At 71.6% G+C, this 25,929-nt stretch carries 27 protein-coding genes; 10 read left to right on the top strand and 17 right to left on the bottom strand.

The features are described from left to right. Window positions 1–69: 69 nt before the first annotated feature. On the top strand, window positions 70–2,475 hold the full coding sequence (locus KBX71_RS17690; protein WP_210819108.1) for a ricin-type beta-trefoil lectin domain protein: 2,406 nt from the start codon (window positions 70–72) through the stop codon (window positions 2,473–2,475). 75 nt (window positions 2,476–2,550) lie between these two features. Here KBX71_RS17690 and KBX71_RS17695 read toward each other — a convergent pair whose 3' ends face one another. Further along, window positions 2,551–3,510, bottom strand: coding sequence for a hypothetical protein (locus KBX71_RS17695; protein WP_247683667.1), 960 nt, complete (start codon window positions 3,508–3,510; stop codon window positions 2,551–2,553). A 171-nt stretch (window positions 3,511–3,681) separates the two neighbouring features. Continuing rightward, a complete protein-coding gene (locus tag KBX71_RS17700; protein WP_210819110.1) occupies window positions 3,682–4,068 on the bottom strand; it encodes a DUF2267 domain-containing protein in 387 nt (128 codons plus the stop codon). 180 nt (window positions 4,069–4,248) lie between these two features. Between KBX71_RS17700 and KBX71_RS17705 the strand changes: the two genes are divergently transcribed. From KBX71_RS17705 to KBX71_RS17720, 4 genes are all read left to right on the top strand, one after another. Continuing rightward, entirely contained in the window at window positions 4,249–4,581 is a 333-nt protein-coding gene (locus KBX71_RS17705; RefSeq protein WP_210819111.1) for a nuclear transport factor 2 family protein, read from the top strand. A gap of 34 nt (window positions 4,582–4,615) precedes the next feature. Then, entirely contained in the window at window positions 4,616–5,452 is an 837-nt protein-coding gene (locus tag KBX71_RS17710; protein WP_210819112.1) for an oxidoreductase, read from the top strand. A 35-nt stretch (window positions 5,453–5,487) separates the two neighbouring features. After that, window positions 5,488–6,129, top strand: coding sequence for an ATP-binding protein (locus KBX71_RS17715; RefSeq protein WP_307847134.1), 642 nt, complete (start codon window positions 5,488–5,490; stop codon window positions 6,127–6,129). 105 nt (window positions 6,130–6,234) lie between these two features. Then, window positions 6,235–6,612 (top strand): nuclear transport factor 2 family protein, encoded by a 378-nt coding sequence (locus tag KBX71_RS17720; protein WP_210819113.1) that lies wholly within the window; start codon window positions 6,235–6,237, stop codon window positions 6,610–6,612. A 1-nt stretch (window position 6,613) separates the two neighbouring features. On the opposite strand, the gene KBX71_RS17725 is transcribed toward KBX71_RS17720, so the two are convergent. After that, complete coding sequence (locus KBX71_RS17725; RefSeq protein ID WP_210819114.1) at window positions 6,614–7,141, bottom strand: SUKH-4 family immunity protein; 528 nt, start codon at window positions 7,139–7,141, stop codon at window positions 6,614–6,616. Window positions 7,142–7,304: 163 nt separating this feature from the next. Then, window positions 7,305–7,775, bottom strand: a complete 471-nt coding sequence (locus tag KBX71_RS17730; RefSeq protein WP_124815620.1) for a molybdenum cofactor biosysynthesis protein — start codon at window positions 7,773–7,775, stop codon at window positions 7,305–7,307. A gap of 104 nt (window positions 7,776–7,879) precedes the next feature. On the opposite strand from KBX71_RS17730, the gene trpB reads away from it, so the two are divergent. From trpB to KBX71_RS17745, 3 genes are read left to right on the top strand one after another with little or no spacing between them, the layout of a single operon-like run. Next, window positions 7,880–9,061: a tryptophan synthase subunit beta gene (gene trpB, locus KBX71_RS17735; RefSeq protein WP_210819115.1), complete on the top strand. Its 1,182-nt coding sequence runs from the start codon at window positions 7,880–7,882 to the stop codon at window positions 9,059–9,061. Next, entirely contained in the window at window positions 9,058–9,780 is a 723-nt protein-coding gene (trpA, locus tag KBX71_RS17740) for a tryptophan synthase subunit alpha (protein ID WP_210819116.1), read from the top strand. The genes trpB and trpA overlap by 4 nt, the downstream gene beginning before the upstream one ends. 56 nt (window positions 9,781–9,836) lie before the next feature. Next, window positions 9,837–10,568 carry a GntR family transcriptional regulator gene (locus KBX71_RS17745; protein WP_210819117.1) on the top strand — a complete coding sequence of 244 codons (732 nt, stop codon included), beginning with the start codon at window positions 9,837–9,839 and terminating at the stop codon, window positions 10,566–10,568. On the opposite strand, the gene KBX71_RS17750 is transcribed toward KBX71_RS17745, so the two are convergent. Next, window positions 10,565–12,676: a sorbosone dehydrogenase family protein gene (locus KBX71_RS17750; RefSeq protein ID WP_210819118.1), complete on the bottom strand. Its 2,112-nt coding sequence runs from the start codon at window positions 12,674–12,676 to the stop codon at window positions 10,565–10,567. The two genes, KBX71_RS17745 and KBX71_RS17750, sit on opposite strands and share 4 nt — an antisense overlap. 129 nt (window positions 12,677–12,805) lie before the next feature. On the opposite strand from KBX71_RS17750, the gene KBX71_RS17755 reads away from it, so the two are divergent. After that, a complete protein-coding gene (locus tag KBX71_RS17755) occupies window positions 12,806–13,864 on the top strand; it encodes a LacI family DNA-binding transcriptional regulator (protein ID WP_247683648.1) in 1,059 nt (352 codons plus the stop codon). Window positions 13,865–13,876: 12 nt separating this feature from the next. Here the strand turns inward: KBX71_RS17755 and urtE are convergent, their stop codons facing one another. The 6 genes from urtE to KBX71_RS17785 all read right to left on the bottom strand — a co-directional run bounded on the left by urtE (window position 13,877) and on the right by KBX71_RS17785 (window position 20,292). Next, window positions 13,877–14,569: an urea ABC transporter ATP-binding subunit UrtE gene (urtE, locus tag KBX71_RS17760; protein WP_210819119.1), complete on the bottom strand. Its 693-nt coding sequence runs from the start codon at window positions 14,567–14,569 to the stop codon at window positions 13,877–13,879. After that, a complete protein-coding gene (gene urtD / locus KBX71_RS17765) occupies window positions 14,569–15,402 on the bottom strand; it encodes an urea ABC transporter ATP-binding protein UrtD (protein WP_247683649.1) in 834 nt (277 codons plus the stop codon). Before urtD ends, urtE begins: the two co-directional genes overlap by 1 nt. After that, complete coding sequence (gene urtC / locus KBX71_RS17770; protein WP_210819120.1) at window positions 15,399–16,586, bottom strand: urea ABC transporter permease subunit UrtC; 1,188 nt, start codon at window positions 16,584–16,586, stop codon at window positions 15,399–15,401. Before urtC ends, urtD begins: the two co-directional genes overlap by 4 nt. Then, window positions 16,583–17,470, bottom strand: a complete 888-nt coding sequence (gene urtB / locus KBX71_RS17775) for an urea ABC transporter permease subunit UrtB (protein WP_124815607.1) — start codon at window positions 17,468–17,470, stop codon at window positions 16,583–16,585. Before urtB ends, urtC begins: the two co-directional genes overlap by 4 nt. Window positions 17,471–17,545: 75 nt before the next feature. Beyond that, window positions 17,546–18,751 carry an urea ABC transporter substrate-binding protein gene (gene urtA, locus KBX71_RS17780; protein ID WP_374102613.1) on the bottom strand — a complete coding sequence of 402 codons (1,206 nt, stop codon included), beginning with the start codon at window positions 18,749–18,751 and terminating at the stop codon, window positions 17,546–17,548. A gap of 458 nt (window positions 18,752–19,209) precedes the next feature. After that, window positions 19,210–20,292, bottom strand: a complete 1,083-nt coding sequence (locus tag KBX71_RS17785; RefSeq protein WP_196926391.1) for a substrate-binding domain-containing protein — start codon at window positions 20,290–20,292, stop codon at window positions 19,210–19,212. Between the two features lie 96 nt (window positions 20,293–20,388). Here KBX71_RS17785 and KBX71_RS17790 point away from each other — a divergent pair, with 96 nt between their 5' ends. Continuing rightward, entirely contained in the window at window positions 20,389–20,904 is a 516-nt protein-coding gene (locus KBX71_RS17790) for a MarR family winged helix-turn-helix transcriptional regulator (protein ID WP_210819122.1), read from the top strand. Window positions 20,905–21,127: 223 nt separating this feature from the next. On the opposite strand, the gene KBX71_RS17795 is transcribed toward KBX71_RS17790, so the two are convergent. The 6 genes from KBX71_RS17795 to KBX71_RS17820 are packed head-to-tail and all read right to left on the bottom strand — an operon-like array spanning window position 21,128 to window position 25,738. Further along, window positions 21,128–21,844: an urease accessory protein UreD gene (locus KBX71_RS17795; RefSeq protein WP_210819123.1), complete on the bottom strand. Its 717-nt coding sequence runs from the start codon at window positions 21,842–21,844 to the stop codon at window positions 21,128–21,130. Continuing rightward, complete coding sequence (gene ureG / locus KBX71_RS17800; protein WP_240639367.1) at window positions 21,844–22,629, bottom strand: urease accessory protein UreG; 786 nt, start codon at window positions 22,627–22,629, stop codon at window positions 21,844–21,846. Before ureG ends, KBX71_RS17795 begins: the two co-directional genes overlap by 1 nt. After that, window positions 22,619–23,395: an urease accessory protein UreF gene (locus KBX71_RS17805; RefSeq protein ID WP_210819124.1), complete on the bottom strand. Its 777-nt coding sequence runs from the start codon at window positions 23,393–23,395 to the stop codon at window positions 22,619–22,621. Before KBX71_RS17805 ends, ureG begins: the two co-directional genes overlap by 11 nt. After that, entirely contained in the window at window positions 23,395–25,098 is a 1,704-nt protein-coding gene (locus tag KBX71_RS17810; RefSeq protein ID WP_210819125.1) for an urease subunit alpha, read from the bottom strand. Before KBX71_RS17810 ends, KBX71_RS17805 begins: the two co-directional genes overlap by 1 nt. Continuing rightward, on the bottom strand, window positions 25,095–25,439 hold the full coding sequence (locus tag KBX71_RS17815) for an urease subunit beta (RefSeq protein WP_210819126.1): 345 nt from the start codon (window positions 25,437–25,439) through the stop codon (window positions 25,095–25,097). The genes KBX71_RS17810 and KBX71_RS17815 overlap by 4 nt, the downstream gene beginning before the upstream one ends. Beyond that, window positions 25,436–25,738 carry an urease subunit gamma gene (locus KBX71_RS17820; RefSeq protein WP_030335444.1) on the bottom strand — a complete coding sequence of 101 codons (303 nt, stop codon included), beginning with the start codon at window positions 25,736–25,738 and terminating at the stop codon, window positions 25,436–25,438. Before KBX71_RS17820 ends, KBX71_RS17815 begins: the two co-directional genes overlap by 4 nt. Window positions 25,739–25,929 lie beyond the last annotated feature (191 nt).

Consider the following 25,929-nt stretch of genomic DNA (forward strand, 5'->3'; position numbering starts at 1 on the left):
GGGCCGACGGTCATCCTCACCGCTGATCCACGCCGGCCGTCGGACACTCCACTGCCTCCTGGAGGAACGATGGGCACACGCCTGCTACGCCGACTCCACCATCCCGTCCTGGGTGCGCTGGCACTCGTCCTCGCCGCCGGCCTCTGGGCCGTCCCCGCCACCGCCGCCCCCGCGCAGGAACCGGGTGTCACGCTGCGCGTCTTCGACGTGCAGGTGCCCCTCTCCGAGCTGTGCACGCTCAAGCCCGCGCAGACCCCGAACGTGGACAAGCTGATGTCCACGATCAACTGGACCTCGGCGGCCGACTTCGGCTTCGAGGACAACTTCGTCTCGCAGGTGCTCGGCAACATCACCACCACCCAGGCCGGCAGCTACACGTTCCGGCTCAGCAGCGACGACGGATCCAAGCTGTCGATCGACAACGCCGTGGTCATCAACCATGACGGCCTGCACGGCGCGACCCCGCCCAAGGAGGGCACTGTCACCCTCACCGCCGGCCTGCACGCGCTGCGCATCGACCACTTCGAGCGCGGGGGCGGGCAGCAGATCACCCTGGAGTGGAAGACGCCCGGCTCGTCGACCTTCGCTGTCGTACCGAACTCGGCGCTGAGCACCGACGCCGGCGTGGTCCGGGTGACCGCACCGGGGCGCAAGGAGTGCGAGGGGGTCTCCGACTCCCCCGGCGACGGCCTGCCGCTGACCGGCGTGCACCCCGGCTACACGCTTACCAACCTGCGGCCCAGCGGCTTCCAGCCGAAGGTCACCGGCATGGACTGGCTGGCCGACGGCCGGCTGGTCATCAGCACCTGGGGAGGCAGCGACCAGTCCGGCACCTCCCAGGACGGCGAGGTCTGGATCCTCGGCAACACCGGCGGATCGACGAGCCCGGGCAACGTGACCACCAAGAAGATCGCCGGCGGCCTGAAGGAACCGATGGGGCTCAAGGTCGTCGACGGGGTGGTCTACGTGACCGAGAAGCAGCGGTTGACCCGGCTGGTGAACACCGGCGGTGACGAGGCGGCCGAGCGCCTGGAGACCGTGGCCACCTGGCCGTACGGCGGCAACTTCCACGAGTTCGCGTTCGGTCTGCTCTACCAGGACGGGTTCTTCTATCTGAACCTGTCGGTGTCGATCAACTCCGGCGGGGCCACCACCAACCCGCAACCCGCCACCAACCGCGGCACCACGCTCAAGGTCAACAAGGACACCGGTGCGGTCAGCTACGTCGCCGGTGGCCTGCGTACGCCGCACGGCATCGGCTGGGGCCCGGAGGGCGGCATCTTCGTCACCGACAACCAGGGCGGCTGGCTGCCCTCGTCGAAGCTGGTACACGTCAAGCAGGGCCGGTTCTTCAACCACTTCACGAACCCGGCGGGGCCGTTCGACACCGCCCTGGTCACCCAGCCGGTGCTGTGGATGCCGCAGAACGAGATCGCCAACTCGCCCAGCACGCCGCTGTACCTGACCAGCGGCCGGTACGCAGGCCAGTTCGTCATCGGCGACGTGACCTACGGCGGCCTGCAACGGGCGAACGTGGAGAAGGTCAACGGCGAGTACCAGGGCGCCCTGTTCCGGCTCACCCAGGGCCTGGAGGCGGGTGTCTCCGAGGTCAACGTCGGCCCGGACGGCGCGATCTACGTCGGCGGGCTCGGCGCGGGCGGCAACTGGGGCCAGACCGGCAAGCTGGCGTACGGCCTGCAGAAGCTCACCCCGAACAGCTCCACCACGTTCGAGATGCTCGCGATGCGCGCCACCACGACCGGCTTCGAGGTGGAGTACACCCAGCCCGTCTCGGCGGAGACCGCCGCCGAGCTGGCCGCACGCTACAAGATCAAGCAATGGCGGTACGTGGCGACGTCGAGCTACGGCGGGCCGAAGATCGACGAGGAGACGCTTACCGTCACCTCGGCCACCCTGTCGGCGGACGGAAAGAAGGTCAGCCTCGCGGTGGCCGGTCGCAAGGCCGGCCGGGTGGTGCACCTGCGCTCACCGCGCCCGTTCACCTCCACCAGCGGCCAGTCACTGTGGAGCACCGAGGCGTGGTACACGCTCAACTCCATTCCGGGCAGTCCGCCGCCGCCCACCGGTGGCACCATCACCGGCGTCGGCGGCAAGTGCCTGGACGTCGACAACGCGGGCACCGCCGACGGCACGAAGATCCAGCTCTGGACCTGCAACGGCACCGCCGCGCAGTCGTGGACGCGGGTCGGGGACACGTACCGGGTGCTCGGCAAGTGCCTGGACGTGGACAACGGCGGCACCGCGAACGGCACGAAGGTCCAGCTCTGGACGTGCAACGGCACCGGCGCGCAGGTCTGGCAGCCGCAGAGCGACGGGTCGATCCGCAACCCGCAGTCCGGCAAGATCGTGGAGGCCGCCGGCGGCAACACCGGCGACGGCACCCAGATCCAGCTCGGCACGTACGCGGGTGGCGCACACCAGAAATGGGTGGTCAGTAGTGGGGTAACCGGCTGACCTCGGACGAGGGGGCGTGGTCTGACCGGCGGGTCAGGCCGCGCCCCGCTGGTCCGCCGCACGAAGGGCCGCCGCTCAGCGGAACAGCACCGGCCGGTTCCCCCGGGCGCCGACGAGCTGGCCCCGGATGTTGATGTCCTCGATCGAGTCGGTGTCCCCCACGCCCCGGGTGGTCAGGTCGGTCATCACCCCGTTGCGCCAGAGGAACGGGCGCCACGCGGCGGTGGTGGTGCTCTGGCCCACCACGTCGCCCCGGTCGTTTATCGCGGTGGCTCGGCTCCAGTCGCCGCCGAGTGTGCCGAGGTCGGTCAGTGTCCCGTTCTGCCAGCGGAACGCCCGCCCGTTCGCCGCGCCCACCACCTGGCCCCTGTTGTTGATCCCGATGGCCTCGCTGCCGATCTGGGTGAAGACGCCGTTGCGTAGTAGACCGCCGACGCAGGTGCACGGGTAGTCCTGCGGCGGCACGTTGAACCCGCCCACCACGTCGCCCGCGTTGTTGAAGTCGGCGGTGAACTCGTAGAAGTACTCCAGGCCCAGGTCGGTGAAGACGCCGTTGCGCCACAGGAAGCGATGCGGCATCTCGCCGGCCGGTTCGCTGGTGCCGAGCACCTGCCGCCGGTCGTTGATCCCGATCGCCACGCTGTTCTCCCCGCCCAGGGTGCCCAGGTCACGAAGCCGGCCGTCGCGCCAGAGCACCGCGCGGGTCAGGTAGTCCGAGCCGAAGGAGGTGATGGCCACGTCGCCGAACTCGTTGACGTCCACGGCGGCCGAATCCGTGTCGCCCGGCAGCACGCCCAGGTCGGTGATGACACCGTGGCGCCAGAGCACGGCGTGCCGGGCGCCGCCGGCGACGGTGCTCCAGCCGACGATGTCGCCGTGGTCGTTCATCGCGGTGGCGGCGCCGTCGCCTCCGCTCAGGGTGCCGAGGTCGACGACCCGGTAGCCGTGCGGGGACGCGGCGGCCGGAGCGGGGGTGAGGGTGATCAGCGCGACTACTGTCGTCGCTGCGGTCAGCAGGGGACGCGGGGACACCATGGACGGCACGGGGGACGCTCCTCGGATCGGAGCGGCGACGACCCGGCGGACGGGCGCGGAGCCACCACCACTGCGCGTTCGATCGGTAACGCACAGTAGATCGGGTGTCGTGGGAGCGCGCCAGGGACCGAACGGTCACCGGCACCCGGGGCGTCCGGCGGTGGGCGTCGGTCAGGGGCCGTGCGGCAAGGGCTGCGCCAGTGCCCGCAGGTCCGCCGGGAGCTGGGCCAGGGCGTCCTCGAACTCCCGGTGCCCGACCACCCGGTGCATCGTCTGGAGCACCGCGCGGCTGCCTCGTTCGGCGGCCGGACGGTCGATCCCGGCCCGGTCGGCCACCCGGCGCAGGAACTCGTCGTAGTCGAACGTTTCCGCCGGCTCGGCGGCCTTGACCAGCAGCGGGCTCAGCTCGGCGGCCAGGTGGGGGGCGATGGCGCCCGCCTCCCCGCCACTGAGCCGTTCGGTGAGGGTTCGCAGGACCGCCTCGGTCAGTTGGCGTGCCTGCTCCGGCGAAACACCCGCCCGTGCCGCAACCTTGTCGACGAACGCCAGCTCGGCCATGCCCCCGCCCTTCGCTTTCGGAAACGCGTGGCTACCCGGGCCCACCGGCAGCAAACCCGGCAGTCGGAGCGGGATGGTTCTGCCGGTTGCTCCCCGCGGTGCCGTCCGCTTCTCGTACGGTGAGGTCGGACCGGGAACCCGACGGCTGCCCGACGGCGGCCCGTGCCGCAGGAGGAGCAGATGGCCCTCGACCTGCCCGACGTGATCGACAGGTACTTCCGGGCCGTCAACGACCGGGACCTGGACGCCTTCGTCGCCTGCTTCGCGGACACGGCGAGCGTCGCCGACGAGGATCGGCTGTACGACGGCCGGGCCTCGATCCGCGCCTGGCGACAGAAGACGATGGACGCCTACTCGTACACCGCCGAGCCGGTCCGGGTCACACCCCAGGCGGGCGATTCGTATCTGGCCATCACCCGGGTGTCCGGCGACTTCCCCGGCAGCCCGATCGAGCTGCGGTACCGGTTCACCCTGCGCGACGAGCTGATCGGTGCCCTGGACATCCGTCCCTGACGGCGAGCCGGTCCACCTACCCGAAGGGAACGCCGTGCCGCGAGTCTGGCTCATCACCGGCTGTTCGCGTGGTCTCGGCCGCGCCCTCGCCGAGGCCGTCCTGGCCGACGGCGACCACCTGGTGGCCACCGCCCGCAACCCGGCGCAGCTCGACGACCTGGTCGACCGGCACGGTGACCAGGTCCGCGCGGTGGCTCTCGACGTCAACGACCCCGCCGCCGCCCGCGCCGCCGTGCGTACGGCCGTGGACACGTTCGGACGGCTGGACATCCTGGTCAACAACGCCGGGTACGCCGACGTCGCCGCGATCGAGGACATGTCGGAGGACGACTTCCGGGCGCAGATCGAGGCCAACTTCTTCGGAGTGGTCAACCTGTCCCGGGCCGCCCTGCCGGTGATGCGTGAGCAGGGGCGCGGGCACATCGTGCAGATCTCCAGTGTCGGCAGCCGGGTCGCGAGCACGGGCCTGGGCGCGTACCAGTCCGCCAAGTGGGCGGTCAGCGGCTTCTCCGGGGTGCTCGCCAAAGAGGTCGAGGCGTTCGGGATCCGGATCACCACTGTCGAGCCGGGCGGGCTGCGCACCGACTGGGCCGGCTCGTCGATGAGCGCCCTGCCGATCAGCGAACCGTACCGGCCGGTCATCGACCCGGCCGTGCAGCGGCTGCGCCAGGCCAGCGGCGCCCAGCCGGGCGATCCGGCCCGCGCCGCCCAGGCGATCATCCGGATCACCCGGGTCGATGACCCGCCGCTCCGACTGCTGCTCGGCGCCGACGCCGTGGCGGCTGCCGGAGCAGCCGCCGAGGCCCTCGCCGCGTCCGACGCGCGGTGGCGGGAGTTGAGCGAGTCGATCGCCTTCGACGCGGCTCCCTGACCCGACTCCCCGGCCGGACCGGTGAGGCCGGTCGGGTGCCCTGCCGGACCGGTGAGGCCGGTCGGGCCGGCCCGCAGGTGATCAACCGCCGAACGGACGAGACGGCCAAGGGGTCGGTGGGTGACATGATGTGGCGACAACAGCTGTCGCTACGAGAAGGGTTGCCGCTGCCCGATGGCGCACTTCGAGGCTCGAACGCCCACGACACCCGCGCGGGTCGCGGTGCCGCTGGCCGGGCAGCCCGATCGGGCGGGCTGATGCGGGGCGAGCGACGGGAGGCCGTGGCCGAGCAGAGTGTCCGCACGCACGCCGCGGACACCATGGCGTATCAGGTCGCGACCGACGTACGAGCGCTGCGCGCGTTCGTCAGTGCCGGGGCGCTGGCCCGCGGCCTGTCGCGCGAGCGGGTGGAGCTGTTGACGCTGGCGGTCAGCGAGTTGGCCACCAACACGTTGCAGCACACCACCGGCGGCGGTTGGGTCCGGCTCTGGGCCGAGCCCGGCCAGCTGTTCTGCGACGTGGTCGACCACGGGCCGACACGGGCGCTCGGCCGGAGCATGCCGGCCACGGACTCGGTGCGGGGTCGCGGGCTGGCGATCGTGGAGCAGATCTGTGACGAGGTCGCCGTGCTCACCGGCCCCGGGGAGACCGTCGTACGGATTCGCCTTAGTCTGTGAACGTCGGCGGCGATCCCCGCCCGCCCAGGCCACGTTGGCTGTCACAATGCGGACAGCCCGGACCGACTGTGACACCGGGTCGGACCCGAACGGGAGGATGCCACGATGCCGGACAGCGCACGCGAGGCTGAGCTGCTCGACGCCGAGCGCACCCTGCAGGCCGCCCAACTGGCCGGCGACGTCGCCGCCCTCGATCAGCTGCTGGTCGACCAGCTGATCGCCATCGGTCCGGATGGGCGTACGCACAGCAAGCAGGAAGACCTGGCCACCCACCGGGACCGCCGCCTGGTCGTCCAGGAGTTGGTCGAGGAGGAACTGGACCTGCTCGTCGTCGGCACGACGGGGGTGACGTTCTTCCTGGGCCGGGTGTCCGGCGTCGCCGAGGGGGCGCCGTTCGCGGCGCGGCTGCGCTACACCCGGACATGGGTGCACGACGACCGGCACGGTTGGCGGATCCTGGCCGCGCACATCAGCCCGGTCTGACTCAGCTCCCGTCCTCGTCGTCCTCGTCGAGCAGGCCCTGCTCGTCGAGGAACGCGAACCATCTGTCGTCGGCGGGGGTCAGGTCGGCGTAGCCCGGCCCGAGCAGGTAATAGTCCACGAAGGATTCCACGTCGGGGGCGAGTTCCTCGAACGCGTCGGCCATGAACCACTCGGTGCCGTTCGGCGGGAAGTACCAGATCGCCCCCGTGCCACGATCCATGAGGATCGGCTCGTCGCTGCGGGTGCCGACCACCAGCCAGCCCGCCCGGTCCTGCGGGACGGACGAGAAGTCCGGCGCGAAGTCCAGGTGGTACTGGATCCCGGGAAGGGTCGACGAGGACGCCAGCTCGACCCGACCCGCGCGCAGCCCGTCGGCCACCAGCAGGAGATCCCGCAGGTCGGCCGGGAGCCCTGCCGGTACGGCGTCGATGGCCGCCCCCTCGCCGAACTCGGCGTACGCCAGGCTCTCCGGCCGATCGGCCAGATCAGCGCGCAGCTCCTCGATGAGCTGCCGCAGCTCGAGGTTCACTGCATCACCTCTGTTCGGATGAGGTCCCGTCCGGCAATGCCCCCGGCTGCCCGGAGACCTGCGAGCCGATGCGCGGATTGGTTCTACCACGCACCGGCCCGTCGGGGCGTCACCTCGCCGAATCCGCCAGCCGGTTCCGCAGCGCCGGCGTCGAGCCCTTTCCTCAGTTGACGACGGCGTCGATCGGGCCGACGCGCAGGGTGCCGTCGTTGAGGGGTGTGCACCGGATGCCGCCGGTGGTGCGTAGCGCCTTCCACGCCCCAGGGCCGACGGTGACGTCCATCCAGGCGCAGGGGCGGGCCGCCCGGTTGACTCGCAGCCTGACCGGGCCGTCGCCGGAGTCCAGCACCAGCACTCTGCCGATCAACTCGTCCACGGCGATTCCCGTGGTGAGGATGTTGCGCCGTACCTCGGCCAGGCCGATGCCGACCGGCAGCGACTCCTGGGCGATGACTGTGACGCTGGCGTCGCGGTGTGCCTGTTGGCCGAAGTACCTGTCGCCGACGATGCCGAGGCCGGCCCGGATCCGGATGGCGTCGACCAGCTCGCCGGGCGGGGCCGGCGCCGGGCCGTCGGCGGGCCGGCCCAGGAAGCGGTGCACGGGCGAGGCCAGCAACTCGACGATCTCCGGCATGGCAGGAATTCTACGAAGCGGACCGGGCCCCGCGGGGCCTGTCGACGGATGACTTGGCGTAGTTCCTATTGCCAGGGCGTACCCGACTGTTCTATAACTGTCATATGAGTTCTATAACAGTGCGGCCGACAGTCGTTCCCGGGCGGTACGGGAGCTACGGCGGGCGATACGTCCCGGAATCCCTGATCCCCGCCTGCGAGGCGGTCGCCGAGGCCTTCTCGGAGGCGTGGGCCGATCCCGGGTTCCGCGGCACCCTCGGCGCGCTGCTGTCGGCGTACGCGGCACGGCCGACCCCGCTGACGCCGGCCCTGCGACTGTCGGCCGAACTCGGTGTGACGGTGCTGCTGAAGCGGGAAGACCTGACGCACACGGGATCGCACAAGATCAATAACGTGCTCGGACAGGCGTTGCTGGCCCGGCGCATGGGGCGTAAGCGCCTGATCGCCGAGACCGGGGCGGGCATGCACGGCGTCGCGACGGCGACGGCCGGCGCCCTGCTGGGTTTGCCGGTGAAGGTGTTCATGGGCGAGCGCGACATGGAACGCCAGGCGCACAACGTCTTCCGGATGCGGCTGCTGGGCGCCGAGGTCGTTCCGGTGACCACCGGCAGCCGCACGCTGAAGGATGCCACCAGCGAGGCCATGCGGCACTGGGTGACAGACGCCGACGAGGCGTACTACTGCGTGGGCTCGGTCATCGGTCCGCACCCGTACCCGACGATGGTCCGCGAGTTCCAGCGCGTCATCGGTGACGAGGCCCGGCGGCAGTGCGCGGCCGAGCTGCCCGCGGCCATCCCCGACTACGTGGTCGCCTGCGTCGGCGGCGGCAGCAACGCGGCGGGCACGTTCGCCGGGTTCGTCGAGACATCGGCGAAGCTCGTCGGGGTGGAAGCCGAGGGCGGCTCCGGCGCGGCGAACGGGGAGATCGGCGTACTGCACGGCTTCCAGTCGCTGTTCCTCCAGGACGAGCACGGGCAGATCAAGGAGGCGCACTCGATCGCGGCCGGGCTGGACTACCCCGGCGTCGGCCCGGAGCACGCGTACCTGCGCGACCTGGGGCGCGCCCGGTACGTCACCGTCTCCGACGGGGAGGCGATCGCGGCCGCGGTCCGGCTCGCCCGGGCGGAGGGCGTGCTGCCCGCCATCGAGTCGGCCCACGCGGTCGCCTGGGTCGTCCGCGCCGCCGGTACGCCGGAGCTGCCCGGAGGATCGACAGTGCTCGTGACCCTCTCGGGCCGGGGCGACAAGGACATCACCACCCTGATCGCGGAGGCGGACCTCGCATGAAGCTGCTGATGCCCTACATCACCGGCGGGGTCGTGCCGGGCTGGACGACGTACCTGAGCGCCTTCGAGCACGCCGGAGCCGACCTGATCGAGGTTGGACTGCCGTTCTCCGATCCCACTGTCGACGGTCCCACCATCCAGGAGGCCTCGGACGCGGCGCTGGCCCGAGGCACCACACCCGCCTCGGTCCTGCACGACCTCGCCGGCGTGCGAACAGGCATCCCCCTCGTCGCCAGCACGTACGCCAACATCGCGCTGCGGCCCGGGTTCGGTGACGCGCTGACGGCGGCCGGGGTGACCGGGCTGATCGTGCCCGACCTGCCCCTCGACGAGCTGGCCGGGCTGGACGTGCCGGGCGTCCAGGTGAGTCTGCTCGCCACGCCCGCCACGCCGGACGACCGGCTCGCCGAGATCGGCCGGCGCAGCCAGGGATTCGTGTACGCCATCTCGGTCATGGGCACGACCGGCGAACGCGACAGGCTCGCACCGTCGGCCGCCACTCTGGCCGCCCGGCTCAAGCAGGTAACGGACCTACCCGTGCTGCTGGGCTTCGGCATCTCCACGCCGGAGCAGGCGGGCGAGGCGGCGTCGGTCGCCGACGGAGTCATCGTCGGTGCGGCCGTCATGCGGCGCATCCTCGACGGGGCGAGTCCCGCCGAGGTCGGCGCCTTCGTGGCGTCGCTGCGGGCCGCGCTGTCTCAGGTGGCCCCCGTGCGATGATCGACGGCGGCCGTCGATGACGGGAGCGGACAGTCGACGCATCGGGAGACAGAACAGTGGCACGCTATCGGGCCATCGCCGCCGACCTCGCCGCCAAGATCCGCGACGGTCACTACGTGCCGGGCGAGGCGTTGCCCGCGCAGCGCGAGCTGAGCACGGTGTACGGCGTCACTCTGATGACGCTGCGGCAGGCCCTGCGCGAACTGAGCGCCGAGGGGCTGATCGTCCAGCGGCCCGGCAAGGGCACCTTTGTGGCACCGTCTCATGCGGCGTACCAGCTGGGATCGTTGCGGAGCTTCGGCGACGACTTGCGCGAGCAGGGCCACGCGGTCCACACGACGGTGATCTCCCGCGCGCAGCGCCGCGTGCCCTCGCGCGTCGCGGCCCGGCTGCGGGTCCGCGAGGCCGAGACGGGCCTGCGCCTGGAGCGGGTCCGCGCGTTCGCCGGCCGCCGCGCCATTCACCAGATCTCCTGGGTACGCGAGCCGCACGCGAGCCGGTTGCACGACGTGGACTTCACCGGCACGTCGTTGTACGCGGCCCTGGCCGACCTGGGGGTGGTGGTGGCCCGGGCCGCGGAGACGATCCGGCCGGACGTGCTGAGTGCGGACGTGGCCCGGCATCTGGACGAGGCCGAGGGAGCGCCGGTGCTGGTCAGCGACCGGATCACGTACGCGCCCGACGGGACGGCCCTGGTGACGGACCGGGCGACGATGTTGGGGAGCATGCTGCAGATCACCGCCGACCGGGCCGCCACCGGGCTGTCCCTCCAGTACGGAGCCGTCTAACCGGTGGGGGCCGGCGTGCCGGTGACGGTCAGGTTGCGCAGTCGGCCCACGTTGTCGAACGAGCCGAAGCCGACCCGTCCCGAGCCGAACGTGCTGTCCTTCGCGGTCAGCAGCGGGTCACGGTGCCCGTCGACGTAGACGGCGATCTCGCCGGTTACCGGTAGGTGCACCACCCGGACGCGGTGCCACCTGGCGTCGGTGATCGCCGGGTTGGCGCCCCGGGATCTGCCGTTCCACTGGTGGTCGATGCGTTCCCGGTCGGCGTTGTTCACCTTGAAGATGCCGTTGTGCGGATAGATCGTGTTGTCGGTGGAGAGGTGGGCGTAGTAGAACTCGGTGTCCGAGCGCCAGCCGAAGACGATGATGACGTCCCGGTTGGTGATCTCCACCGGTGTGTCGAGGCGTACCTGGGCGTCGATCCGCACCGACGACCACGCCGGGCCGTTGGTCAGCACCGCGTACTCGAAGGGCCGGCGCGGACCCGGCCGGCTCTCCCCGGCCTCGGCCAGGATGACCTGGTCGCCGATGAACTGCCACTTCGCCGGCGTCACCGGCGCCCAGTGGGAGGCCCCGGCGGTGCGGCGCAGTGTGACGTCTCCGACGTCGCCGCTGGCGAAATCCCTGGTGCCGGTCACCTTCCACACCTTTCCGTTGGCCTTCGCGACGACGTAGAGCTCACCGGCGGCGTCGGTGCCGAAGCGCAGGTCCACCCGGTTGGGGTCACCGGGTGCGCCCGGGGCGGACAGGTCACGCATCCGGACCGGGGCACCCGCCGTGGTGAACAGCGCCAGTTGGTGGATCGTGGCCAGACCCCGGCCCCGGCGCATCTCGTCGGCCTCGGTGTAGAGCACCCGGCCGTCGACCAGGTCGCCGAAGACGTACTTGCCGCGTAGTGCGGGCAGCGCCCGCCCCCGGTAGACGAAACCGCCGGCCACCGCGACACCGACGTCGTCGGTGCAGTTCCAGCCGGCGGCGGGGTCGTGGTCGTACGCGGCGACCGGGTAGGTGTAGCCGTACCTGTCGTCGTCGGCGGGCAGCGGGAGCAGCCGGTCGCAGGGGTTCGTGGCCGTCCTGTCGAAGACGAAGGAGCCCTCGCGCTCGCTCCAGCCGAAGTTGTCCCCGGCGCGGACCTCGTAGATCGCCTCGACCGCGTGTTCACCGATGTGCCCGAGGTACATCCGGCCGGTCGCCCGGTCCCAACTGAACCGGTGCGGGTCGCGGAAACCCACGGCGTAGAGCTCGCCGAGCGCGCCGGCCTGACCGACGAAGGGGTTCGCGGGCGGGATGCCGTAGCGCCCGTTCGCGGAGTTGGTGCCCCGGGGGTCGATCCGCAGCAGCTTGCCGTGGGGCAGGGCCAGGTTCTGCGGGTCGGTGTTGCGCGCGCCCTGGCCGCCGTCGCCGACGGCGAGGTACAGCAGGCCGTAGTCGCGGTCGTGGCGCTTGGCCGTGGGGTTGAAGTTGATCTCCTGGATGCCGTGCACCTGGCCGCCGAAGCCGATGCGCAGCACCTCGCGGTGCGTGCCGGCGAAGGTGGCGGCGGCCGGATCGTTAGCCGTCCACTCGGTGATGACACCGTGGAAGAGCGTGTTGGGCTGGGCGTAGTCCGGTGTGGCTGTCGTCGTCGACGCCAACTCGGTGTGGATGGTGTAGAACCTGCCGTTCACCCCGAACTCCGGGTGGAACGCGACGTACCCGAAGCCCTGGCCGAGCCCACGACCGGAGAAGAACCGTGGCGCGAACGTCGCCGCCACGTCCAGGTAGACGTGCGGCACACCGCCCTCGACCAGGTAGAGGCTGCCGTTGAGGTCGGGCACCGCCCGCCGGCCGGAGCCGTCGGGCACCTCCATGATGGTGTTGATCCGGGCGGTACGCATGAGCCGCGCATCGGTCGGCGCGGGTGTGGGGTACGACTGCGGGAAGCTGGCGTACTCGCTGAGGACCAGCCCCAGTCGGGACTGGACCGGCATGTCGGGGATCGGGTCGTCGACCGCGTCGGCGGCCCGCGCGGGCGTGGCGACCAGTGTGGACAGGATCAGCACGAGGGCGGTGAGGCCGGCCCTCACTGTGGGCCGGCGGCGTGTGCCGGCGCGGCGGTGCAGGGTGCGCACGCGTGTCTCCTTCTCGGTGGGACGGTGCCGAGGGTGGTCAGCGGGCAACGTGCCGGTCACGTAAGCGCTTACGAAAGCGCTTACGTACCCTAGGCTTCGATGAATGCCACTCGCAATAGATCGGGTGACATGAATGTTTCCGGAGGGTTGCGGATGCCCAGGGCCAGCCAACGGCCGCGCCTCGTGGACGTCGCCGAACACGCCGCCGTCTCGCTGGCGACCGCCTCCCGCGCCCTCGCCGGCCGCGAGGGGGTCAGCGCCGAGGTGGCCGACCGGATCCGGCAGATCGCCAGTGAGCTGGGCTACGTGGCCAACCCGTACGCCCGCACCCTGGCCAGCGGGGCGACCTCCACTGTGGGGCTGATCGTCCATCAGGTCGACGACCCGTACTTCTCCGAGATCGCCGCCGGGGTCATCCAGCTCGCCGCCGAGCAGGGGCTGCTCGTGCAGATCTGCCAGTCCGGCCGCGACCCCGGCTACGAGCTGCAACAACTGCGCCACCTGATCGCCCAGCGGGTCGGCATCGTGCTGATCAGCGGCTCCGGCTACGACGACCCACGGATGGAGAGCGCGGCCCGCGCCGAGCTGGCCGTGTTCCAGGACCACGGCGGCCGGGCCGCGGCCATCGGACGGCACGCGCTCGGCGTCGACGCCGTCCTGCCGGACAACGAGGCCGGCGGCCACGCGCTCGCCCAGCACCTGATGGACCTCGGCCACCGGCGGATCGCGGTAGCCGCCGGCAGCGCCGGCCTCACCACTGTCGCCGACCGGCTGGCCGGAGTGACGTCGGCCCTGCGGCAGCGCGGGCGGTCCCCCGCCGACCTCGCCGTGGTGCACAGCGACTTCACGCGCGGCGGTGGCCGCGCCGCCGCCGAGCAGATCCTCAACGAGCACCCCGAGACGACGGCGATCATCGCGCTCAACGACGCGATGGCCATGGGCGTGCTGTCGACGCTGCGGTCGCGCCGCGTGCCGGTGCCCGCGCGGATGTCAGTCGTCGGCTTCGACGACGTCTCGGTGGCGGCCGACCTCGCACCCAGCCTCACCACCATCCGCCTGCCGATGACCGAGATGGGCCGCACGGCACTCACCCTCGCGCTCAAGCCGCGCACGACACGCCCCCGCCGCCGGCCCACCGGGCAGGTGCTGGTCGTGCGCGACTCGACAGGGCCCGCGCCGAGGACCTGACCGACGCGCCGATCAGACCGCCAGGGCCGCCCGGACGTCCCGTTCCGTAGTGACACCCCCGTCGCCGTGCGAGGTGACCCGCCCGGACTCCAGCACGTGGTAGCGGTCCGCCACCCGCAGCGCGAAGCCCAGGTGCTGCTCGACGAGCAGCACACTGAACCCGGACTGCCGGGTCAGCTCGACGATCCGCTCCTGGATCTCCGCGACCACCGACGGCTGGATGCCCTCGGTCGGCTCGTCGAGCATCAGCAGCCTGGGCCGGGTGATCAGGGCGCGGGCGATGGCCAACTGCTGGCGCTGACCGCCGGAGAGCAGCCCGGCCCGACGCCGCAGCAGCGCGCGCAGCGCCGGAAACAGATCCAGCACCTCGGCAGTGGCCACCGCACCGTCGCGCCGGCCGTCGGCGACCAGCCGCAGGTTCTCCGCGGCGGTCAGGTGCGGGAAACACTGCTGACCCTGCGGCACGTACGCCATCCCCCGCGCCACCCGCTCGTGCGGCCCGGCGCGGGTGACGTCCTCGCCGTCCAACTCGACGGTGCCGGCGCTCGGGCGCAGCAGCCCGGCCGCGACCCGCAGCAGGGTGCTCTTGCCGGCACCGTTGTGCCCGAGCACGGCGGCCACCCCGTCGGGCGGGACCGCCAGATCGATCCCGTGCAGCACCCGAGAACGCCCGTACCCGGCGTGCACCCCGCGCAACGTCAGCATCATGCCTCCAGGCCGGTGCGGGCCGACCCGGCGTCGACCGGGTGGCCAAGGTAGACCTCCTGCACGCGCGGGTCCGCCTGGACCTGCGCGACGGTGCCCTCGCTGAGCACCCGGCCGGCGTGCAGCACTGTGACGCTGCGCGCGAACCGACGCAGGAAGTCCATGTCGTGCTCGATCACGACGACGGTGCGATCCCGGCTCACCAACTCCAGCAGAGCGCCGGTGGCATCGCGTTCCTCGTGGCTCATGCCGGCGACCGGCTCGTCCAGCAGCAGCAGCCGGGCGTCCTGCACCAGCAGCATGCCGATCTCCAGCCACTGCTTCTGGCCGTGCGCGAGCGTCCCGGCCAGGTGCGCGGCCCGCTCGGCCAGACCGATGGTCTCCAGTGCGGCGGCGACCTCGTCGGGGACACCCCGACGGCGGCGGGCCAGGGTCGCCCAGCTGCGTCGGGCGCCCGCCGCGATGTCGAGGTTCTGCAACACCGACAGCTCCTCGAAGACCGAGGACGTCTGGAAGGTCCGCCCGATGCCCAGCCGGCTGATCCGGTGCACCGGGCGGCCCAGCAGTTCCTCGTCACCGAACCGGACCGAGCCGGTGGCCCGGACCAGGCCGGTGATCGCGTCGACAAGTGTGGTCTTGCCGGCGCCGTTGGGCCCGATCAGGAACCGGATGTCGCCGGCGGGCACCTCCAGCGAGACGCCGTCGACGGCTGTGAAACCGTCGAAGCTGACCCGCACGTCACGGACGGACAACCCGTCCAACCGTTCGCCGCTCATGCTGTGCTGGCTGGGCATGCGCTCACGGCCCTCGCTGCGCTCGGTGCGTTCGCTCATGCTGCCTCCACCTCCGTCGGGTCGGCGCGTCGTCGGCCCAGAGACAACCACCCGCGCCGCACCGGTTGCGCGCCGACGTCACGGCGGCGGGCCAGCGCCCACAACGACGCCAGGCCGCCGGGGAGGAACGCCACCACGACCACGAAGAGCAACCCCTGCAGGTACGTCCAGGTGCCCGGGAAACGCTCGGAGAGGGCGGAGCGCGCCCAGACCACCGCCACCGCGCCGAGCACCGGCCCGAGCAGGGTCGCCCGACCGCCCACCGCGACGCCGATGACGAACTCGATCGACGGGACGATGCCGATCAGCGCGGGCGAGATGATGCCCACCGCCGGCACGAACAGCGCGCCGGCCAGCCCGGCCATGCCGGCCGCGACCACGTACGCCACCAGCTTGACCGACGCCGGGTCGTAGCCCAGGAAACGGACCCGCTCCTCACCGTCGCGGACCGCCACCAGCAGCTCGCCGTAGCGGCTGTGGATGAGCTGACGGGCCAACGCGAGCAACGCCAGCAGCGCCCCGGCGATGATGAAGTACACCATCCGCTGATTGACCGGGTCGTCCAGGTTGTAGCCGAAGAAGCCCTTGATGTCGGTCAGCCCGTTGGTGCCGCCAGTGGTGCCCTGCTGGCCGATCAGCAGGATCACCATCGCGGCGGCGAGCGCCTGACTGAGGATGGCGAAGTACGCGCCGCGGACCCGCCGACGGAAGACCAGTGAGCCGAGCCCGAAGGCGACCACCATCGGCAGCAGCACCGTGGCGGGCAGCGCGAACCACGGGCTGGCGAACGGCCGCCACCACAGGGGCAACTCGTCGAGTTGCCCGTACAGCTGCATGAAGTCGGGCATCCCACCCGGGCCCGCGTCGGCGAGCTTGAGGTGCATGGCCATCGCGTAGCCGCCGAGGCCGAAGAAGACGCCCTGGCCCAGGGTGAGCATGCCGCCCCGGCCCCAGGCGATGCCGATGCCGACCGCGACCATGGCGACGCAGAGGTACTTGGCGAGCAGGGCCAGCCGGAAGTCCGACAGCACCAGCGGCGCGACGGCGAACAACAGCGCCGCGCCGAAGGCGAAGCCGGCCGCCGTCCGCAGCCGCGAGCGGCCGGAGGGCCGGCCCGGTGGTACGGAGTCAACGGGTGCCGGGCGCACGGCGGTGTCCGGCGGCGCGGGGGTCACGGCGGTCATGCGAGGCTCCTGGTCCGCAGGGTGAACAGGCCCTGTGGCCGCCACTGGAGGAACGCGACGATCGCCACGAACACGATCACCTTGGCGACGCTGAGGGTGGTCAGGTACTCCCCGGTGGCCTGGAGCACGCCGAGGGCGAAGGCGACGATCACGCTGCCCTTGAGCTGGCCGATCCCACCGACCACGACGACCAGGAAGGCGTCGATGATCAGGTTGGTGCCCATGGTCGGGCCGATCGGGCCGAGCAGGGTGAGTGCCACCCCGGCGAGCCCGGCCAGGCCGGAGCCGAGGAAGAAGGTCGTCCGGTCGACCCGGGAGGTGGCGATGCCGGACACGGCGGCGAGGTCGCGGTTCTGCACCACCGCGCGGATCCGACGTCCGAGCGGGGTGAGTCGCAGCGCCAGGGTGAGCGCCGCCACGGCGGCCAGCGCCAACGCCAGGATGAACAGCCGGTTGTTGGCGATGGTCAGCCCGCCGGGCAGCGCCACGTTGCCGGTGAGCAGCTCGGGCGCGCGGGTCTGCACGTTCGGACTGCCGAAGATGTCCCGGGCCAGTTGTTGCAGCATCAGTGACACACCCCAGGTGACCAGCAGGGTGTCCAGCGGCCGGGCGTAGAGCCGGCGGATGAGCAGCACCTCCAGCAGGACGCCCATCGTGCCGGCGACCACGAACGCCACCGGCAGCGCGACCGCCAGCGACAGGCCGGCGCCGGTGATGCTCTGCTGCAGAACGTAGGTGGTGTACGCGCCGGCCATGATGAACTCACCGTGCGCCATGTTGATCACGTTCATCTGGCCGAAGGTCAGCGCGAGGCCGAGCGCGATGAGCAGCAGCACCGCGCCGATGCTGATGCCGGTGAAGAGTTGACCGAAGAGGACTGTCACGGTGGGTACTCCGAACTGCTGGTCGGGTGGCCCGGGCGGAGCGCGCGGCAACGCGTTCCGCCCGGGCCGGCGTCGTCAGCTCAGGCCGCTCGCCCACGGGTAGGTCTTGAGGTACGGGTCCGGTGCGACAGGCTTGCCGGAGTTCCACACCTCGGTGATCAGACCGTCCGCGCCGACCTTGCCGATCCGGGCGGTCTTGGAGATGTGCTGGGTCTTGCCGTCGACAGTGACCAAGCCCTCCGGCGCGTCGAAGGTGATCCCGTCCGAGGCGGCACGGACCTTCTCCACGTCGAAGGCGCCGGCCTTCTCGACCATCGCCTTCCACAGGTGGACGCCGACGTACGCGGCCTCCATCGGATCGCTTGTCGGCTTGTCCGCGCCGTACTTCGCCTTGTACGCGGCCACGAACTTCGCGTTCGCCGCGCCCGGGGTGGTCTGGTAGTAGTTCCAGGCCGTCAGTTGGCCCTCCAGGTACTGGGTGCCGATGCCCTTGACCTCTTCCTCGGCGATCGACACCGACACCACAGGCATCGCGGCGGCGGTCAGACCCGCCGACTTGTATTCCTTGAAGAAGGCCACGTTGCTGTCACCGTTGAGCGTGTTGAACACCGCGTCCGCGCCGGACGATTTGACCTTGTTGACGATGGTGCCGAACTCGGTGGACCCGAGCGGCGCGTAATCCTCGCCCAGCACGGTCATCCCGTTCGCTGTCGCGTACGCCTTGATGATTTTGTTGGCGGTCCGCGGAAAAACGTAGTCGCTGCCGACCAGATAGACCGACTTCGCGCCCTGCGACTTGAGGTAGTCGAGCCCGGGAACGATCTGCTGGTTGGTCGTGGCCCCGGTGTAGAAGATGTAGGGCGACTGCTCCAGACCCTCGTACTGCACCGGGTAGAACAGCAACGCCTTGTTCTTCTCGAACACCGGCTTGACCGCCTTGCGGCTGGCCGACGTCCAACAGCCGAAGACGGCCGCCACCCGGTCCTCGGAGATGAGCTTCTCAGCCTTCTCCGCGAAGGTCGGCCAGTCCGAGCCGCCGTCCTCACCGACCGGCTGGATCTTCTTGCCGAGGACACCGCCGGCCGCGTTGATCTCCTCGATGGCGAGCATGATGGAGTCGCGGACCGTGACCTCGCTGATCGCCATGGTGCCGGAGAGCGAGTTGAGCAGGCCCACCTTGACGGTGTCGCCGGAGACGTCGGCGGTGACGCCGGACGCGGCACCCGCGTCGGTGGTCTTGCTGCCGCACGCGGTCATCGCGGCCGCGGCGACCAGGGTCATGGCACCCGCCAGGATGCGGCGGCCCCGGAATAATGACATCTACTCTCCCTGCGGTGCACTCAAGTGGCATAAGGACGGTCGGTGCGGTCCGATGGAGCTGACGTGGGCGATGCCGAGGTCGACGGGTGGACGCCGCGCAGGGCACCGGATCGGATATGGGCAGGGAAAGCGTCGACCGGCATGATTGCGTGTGTGTTTCCCGGTCCTTAATTGACTGTTTCCGAGGGTGCCGTCGGGCGCGCACGAAAAACGGCCGGCACCGTTGGGAGGAAACGGTGCCGGCCGTTCGGAAAGATGCGAGACAAGGGCCGCCACAATGGTCGACGAAAGAATCCGCCGACGGTGGGCACACAATCGTGACATCTGACGCCGTGGCCAGATACTTCACGCAGGAAGCATCTTAGGACGGGATCGGGTAGCGCTGTCAAGGGCCCGGTGGGCCGGCTGTCGGCGCTGGTTCAGAGCTGGGCCAGCACTGTGAAGTCCAAGCCGTCCGCCTCGGCCAGGTAGATGCGCTGACGCACGTGCCTCTGACGCAGCCGCAACCGCCCACGCGGCCCGTGGTAGGCGACCGTGTCGGCGGCCGTCTCGATGGCCCGTACGTCGAGGGTGCGGGCCTGGCCGATCAGCGCGGCGAGCAGCATGACGCCCTCGTAGCAGGACTCCCCCAGGCTGCCCAACGGCGGCGCCTCCACCCCGAAACGCCTGGCGAACTCGCCGTGGAAGTCGAGATTCTCCTGGGTCACCAGCCCGGCGAAGAAACCCGCAGTGCTGTACAGCCTCCGGGTCGCGCCGGCACCGCTGGCCAGCAGCATGTTCTCGTCCATCAGGGTGCTCAGCCGCAGGCAGCGCTGATCCAGGCCGGACCGGGCGAACGCGCGGTTGAACCGCACCGCGTCGGCACCGACCAGCAGCATCAACACCGCGTCCGCGTCACTGTGCTCGATGCGGCGCAACACCTCGGTGAAGTCGTGCGCGTCCAACGGCAGGAAGTGCCGGCCCACCACCTGCCCACCGCCGCGCAACGCGTACCGCTGGGCCGCCCGCGACGTACGGCGCGGCCACACGTAGTCGTTGCCCACCACGAACCAGCGACGCACCCCCTGCTCCCCGGCGAGCAGCCGCATCGCGGGCCACAGCTGGGCATCCGGCGTCTCGCTGGTCAGGAAGACCCCTTCGGTGCGTTCGCCGCCCTCGTAGAGTGCGGTGTAGACGTACGGCACCCGGTGCGCGACGCGGGGCGCCAACGCCTGGCGCACCGAGGAGATGTGCCACCCCGTCACCCCCTGCACGGCCCCCACCGACACCAACGCCTCGACCTCGGCGGCCACCTCGGCCGGCGGTGCGCCACCGTCGACCGGCACCAGCCGCACCTCCCGGCCCAGCACCCCACCGCACCGATTGATCTCCTCCACCGCGAGCTGCGCGCAGAGCTCGCACGTGGGGCCGAACATGCCGGCCGGCCCGCGCATCGGGTAGACCAGCGCGATGCTGACCACGGCACGGTCGACGGTCAGCCACGGCGGTGCCGGCGCGGACATGAGCACATGATTGCCCGGCCCACGACGGAAGACCAGCGCTCACCACTGACCGGGACGACTCGCTACCATGACAGGGCCACCGGACCAGGGAGTTTCATGTCAGACGTGCCCGGGGCGCCAGCCGACCTGCTGCGCTCGCTCACCCGCGCCGAACGGCTGCTCTCCCGCCGGCTGGGCGCCGTTCTGGCCGACGACGGGCTGAGCATCGAGGCGTGGCGGGTGCTCTGCCTGCTCGCCGACGGCCAGGGTCACCCGATGAGCGAGGTGTCCGTTGAGGCGTCGCTGCCGCCGGGCACCCTCACCAAGCTGGTCGACCACCTCGTCGACCGCAACCTCGTCTTCCGGCGAATCGATCCGATCGACCGCCGACGAATTCGGGCGTACCTGACCGTGCGGGGCCGCCGCGAGCACGCCCGCCTGGACGAGCGGGTCCGGGCCAGCATCGCCGAGCTGGGCATCGCGGAGGTAGGCACCGCGGAGCAGGGCATCGCGGGGAGCAGCAAGCCGGGTGGGGCACCGGCCGCCGACCTGGTGCGTCAGCTCGACGACCTGATCGGCCGCCTCGACCCGGCTCGGCAACGAGTGCACGCCGAGGCGGCCGGCACGCCTTGAGCGCGGCCCGACCTCCCACCCCACACTCCAGAGAGCGTGATGTCTGTGAGTCATCACGATGACTCACAGACATCACGCTCTCTGGAGTGTCCGCCGGCCGGCACCGTCGTGCTCTGCACCAACCTGGCCTCGGGAACGGTCTCGGCAGCCGAGGCCAATCCTCGCTCGGCCGCCGCGGGTGACACGGTCCAGCAGGGCCGGCACGCGGTCCGGTAGCGGCTCCTTAGACCGTGAGGTGGGCGCGCAGGGTGTGCGCGTCGGGAGCGGTGGCGGTCCACAGGGTCGCCGGGCCGCCGGCCAACGGCAGCCGGGCGACACTGCCCTCGACCGTCGGAGGTTCGGCGGGCCGCGACGGGTCGACCACCAGCAGCGACCCGGTGGCCGGGGCGCCGCCGAGCACCGCCGGGCCGGCCCAGCCCGGCGCCTGCGGCCCCACCGCGAGGGACTGGCGCAGCAGTGGTTGGCCCGCGTAGTCGACCTGGGTGTGCACGACGGCGCCGCCGGGGGCCTCGCCGTACCGGCCGCAGATCAGCTCGTCGCGCCACCGCAGGCTCGCACCGGCGGCCAGGTCGATCCGGGATTCGGCGAGGTGCGCGCAGCCGGCCGCGGCGACCAACTGCTCCGGAAGCCAGTGCAGCGTGGCACCGGCGTGTACCACCGCCCGCACCGCCATCCGGGACACGGCACCCGCGCGACCCGGCAGGGCGATCGACGCGGCGACGCTGTGCACCCGAACCGCCGCGCCCGGTCCCACCTCGATCTCCAGGCGGAGATCGTCCCCGGCGAGCGGTCCGGCCGCCCCGCCGACGAGGTGCACAGTGGCGACACCACCGTCGGTCGGGGTCTGGCGCAGCAGCAACGGCGTTTCGCCGTGCAACTCGACAAGGGCCGTGCCGCCCCGATCGTCGACCCGAGCGACCAGCCGGGCGCGCGCTCGCATCAGGCCGTGCCGGCCGGCACGGCGAGCGGGTGCAGTGCGGCGTGGTGGGCCAACTCGTGCCGGATCCACTCCGCGACCGACGTCGCCGTGGGGTCTCCCACGATGGACAGGAAGAGGGTCGGGAGGTCGCCGCGCCGGGCCCGCGCGTCACGATCCATGACGGCGAGGTCGGCACCCACCATCGGCGCCAGGTCGGTCTTGTTGATCACTAGAAGGTCGGCGGCGGTGACCCCTGGCCCGCCCTTGCGGGGCACCTTGTCCCCACCCGCCACGTCGACCACGAAGATCTGCCGGTCGACCAGCCCTCGGCTGAAGGTCGCGGTCAGGTTGTCCCCACCGCTCTCCACGAGGACCAGGTCCAGCGGCCCGACCGCATCGGCCAGTTCGTCGATGGCGTCCAGATTGGCGCCGATGTCGTCGCGGATCGCTGTGTGCGGGCAGCAACCGGTCTCCACCGCGCGGATTCGGGTCGGGTCCAGCACTCCGGCCCGGCGGAGAAAGTCGGCGTCCTCGGTCGTGTAGATGTCGTTCGTCACCACGCCGAGCCGCAGCTCGTCGGCGAAGGCACGGCAGAGCGCGGCCACCAGGGCCGTCTTGCCGGACCCCACCGGGCCGCCGATGCCGACGCGCAGGGCACGGCCGGCGCGCGCCAACGGCGGATGCGGGTCCACCCCCGGCTCCGGGTGGGTGTGCGGAACGGTCTCGTCGTGGGGTGGGGTGGCCGGCGGCGGCGTGGTCGGCTCGACGGCGGGTACAGCGCTCGGCACAACGGTGTCAGGACGCAAAGAGACGCACCTCCCAGGTGGCATGGATTTCGGCATGGATGTCGGCGAGTGGAGCGGCTGCGGCCGGCAGCCGCTCCGGTGGGTCGTCGGCGGCCCGCGCCGCGTCGGCGGCAGTGCCGTCGCAGGCGTCGGCCAAGCCGACCAGCAGAGCCTGGACCCGGTACGGGTCGAGGCCGAGCAGACGTACACCGGCGCTGGCCGCACCGGTCAGCGTCCCGTACGCGGCGATCGTGGCGGTCTCGAGGCGGGACAGCCCGGCCGCGGCGCAGAGCAGCCCGAGCACCAGCGGCTGGTGCGCGCCACCGGGCGTCGCGGGCAGGTCGGCGAACCGGGCGTCCGGCCAGATGGTCCGCCCGGCTCGCAGCAGCGCCCGGCCCTGTCGGCGCGAGACCGCCCGCAACGCCGGGGCGGCGGTACGCGCGTCCAGCTCCGCGTCGAGCCGAGCCAGCGCCCCCGACCGAGCGGCAGACCCGGCCGGCGCCCCCGACCGGGCGGCAGACCCGGCCGGCGCGTCCGACGGTCGGGCGGACCGGGCCGGGTGCGCCGAGCCGACCATCTCGGGCATTGCCACCCGGTGTGCGGCTGCCGCGAACGCCGCGCCGACCAGACCGGCGGTGGCCAACCGTCCCGCCAGGAACGACTCCAACGAGGTCAGGTCGGTGACCCGGCCGGCGGCGACGGCAGCCTCCAGACCACCGGAGTGCGCGTGCGCCCCGGCCGGGAAGCGCCCGTCGGCCAACAGCAACAGCAGGCTCGGCGTCGCCATCAGAACAGGAAGTACCGCTGGGCCATCGGCAGCCGGGTCACCGGGTCCGGCTCCACCACCTGCCCGTCGATCCGCACGGTGAAGGTGTCCGGGTCCACCTCGATGCGCGGCATCGCGTTGTTCTCCGGCAGGTCGGCCTTGCCCCGCGACCGCACGTCGTTCACCGGCACCACCCGGCGTCGCACGTCCAGGCGGAGCCCGGCGTCCAGGGCCGCCGGGGCCACGAAGGCCAGGCTGGTGGCCGCCGCCGCCGCGCCGTACGCCCCGAACATCGGCCGGGGCAGCATCGGCTGTGGTGTCGGGATCGAGGCGTTGGCGTCGCCCATCTGGGCGTACGCGATCATGCCGCCCTTGATCACCAGCAGCGGCCGGACGCCGAAGAACGCCGGGTCCCAGAGCACCAGGTCGGCGAGCTTGCCCGGCTCGACCGAGCCGATCTCCTGTTCCAGCCCGTTGGCCATCGCCGCGCAGATGGTGTATTTCGCCACGTACCGCCGGGCCCGGTGATTGTCGGCGGCCCCGTCACCCGGCAGCGCGCCGACCCGGTCCTTCATCACGTGGGCGCTCTGCCAGGTCCGCGTGATCACCTCGCCGACCCGGCCCATCGCCTGCGAGTCGGAACCGATGATGGAGATCGCGCCGAGGTCGTGCAGCAGGTCCTCGGCGGCCATCGTGGACGGTCGGATCCGGCTCTCGGCGAAGGCCAGGTCCTCTGGAACGGAGGGGTTGAGGTGGTGGCAGACCATCAACATGTCCAGGTGTTCGGCCAGGGTGTTGGCGGTGTACGGCCGGGTGGGGTTGGTCGACGACGGCAACACGTTCGGTTCGCTGGCCACCGTGATGATGTCCGGCGCGTGCCCGCCCCCTGCTCCCTCGGTGTGGTACGAGTGGATCGCCCGCCCACCGATCGCCCGCAGGGTGTCGGCGACGAAGCCGGCCTCGTTGAGCGTGTCGGTGTGGATCGACACCTGGACCCCTGACGCGTCCGCCACCCGCAGGCAGGCGTCGATCGCGGCCGGGGTGGTGCCCCAGTCCTCGTGCAGCTTGAATCCGCCCGCACCGGCCCGCAACTGTTCCCACAGCGCCTCGGTGGAGACGGTGTTGCCCTTGCCGAGCAGCAGCACGTTGACAGGCATCGTGTCCAGCGCCTCGTGCATCCGGGCCAGGTGCCAGGCGTTCGGGGTGACGGTTGTCGCGCGGGTCCCCTCGGCCGGCCCGGTGCCGCCGCCGACCATCGTGGTGATGCCGCTGGCCAGTGCCTCGGTGACGATCTGCGGGCAGATGAAGTGCACGTGGGTGTCGACAGCGCCGGCGGTGAGGATCCGCCCGTTGCCCGCGATCACCTCGGTCGACGGGCCGATGACCAGGTCGGGGTGGACACCGGGCATGGTGTCCGGGTTGCCGGCCCGGCCGAGCGCCACGATGCGTCCGTCGCGCAGCCCCACGTCGGCCTTGACCACGCCCCAGTGGTCGAGCACCACCGCGCCGGTGATGACGGTGTCCAGTGCCCCCTCGGCGCGGGTGGCCCGGGACTGGCCCATCGACTCACGGATCACCTTGCCGCCGCCGAAGACCGCCTCGTCGCCGCCCACGCAGTGGTCGGTCTCCACCTCGATGAGCAGGTTGGTGTCGGCCAGTCGGATCCGGTCACCGGTCGTCGGCCCGTACAGGTCGATGTAGCGGTCCCTCCGCACGGCGCTCACCGCGGCGACCCGTCGGCCGCGACCGCGCGCGGCGGGTCCAACGCTCCCGCGCACTCTGCGCGCAGGCCCGGCACGATCCGCGCGCCGCCGTGCGGAACGAGGTCGACAGTGCGGCTGATGCCCGGCTCGAACCGGACCGAGGTGCCCGCCGGAACGGCGAGCCGCTGCCCCCACGCCGCGCCCCGGTCGAACGACAGCGCCGGGTTGGCTTCGGCGAAGTGGTAGTGCGAGCCGACCTGCACCGGGCGGTCGGCAGTGTTGACCACGAGCAGCGTGGTCACCGGACGCCCCACGTTGATCTCGACCGGGTCGGCCGCCGGCAGGATCTCCCCGGGGATCACGGGATCGGGTGGTGCACCGTCACCAGCTTGGTGCCATCCGGGAACGTCGCCTCCACCTGCACCTCCCTCAGCAGCTCGGGGATGCCGTCCTGGACGTCGTCGCGGCCGAGCACCGCCCGGCCGGCCGACATCAGGTCGACCACCGACCGCCCGTCGCGGGCCCCTTCGAGGAGGAACGCGGTGATCACCGCGACGGCTTCGGGGTAGTTGAGGCGCAGGCCGCGTTCGCGGCGGGCGCGGGCGACGTCGGCCGCGACGTGGACGAGCAGGCGGTCCTGCTCGTGCGGGCTGAGGAACACGGGGCTCTCCCGGTGGGTCGGCGTGCCCCGGCTCGCCGTCGGCTCCACGCGGAGCCGCCCGGGGCATCAAGACCCGGGCACGAGCTGGGAGTCACACGACCGCCGGGTCACCGCCGACGGGGCGACCCGGGATTCCACCATCCCGGCCCGCACGACGGGCAACCGGCGGTGTCGGGTCGGATGCGGACCGC

Origin of the sequence: Micromonospora sp. D93, from assembly GCF_018070365.1 — a bacterium.
Classification (GTDB): domain Bacteria; phylum Actinomycetota; class Actinomycetes; order Mycobacteriales; family Micromonosporaceae; genus Micromonospora; species Micromonospora ureilytica.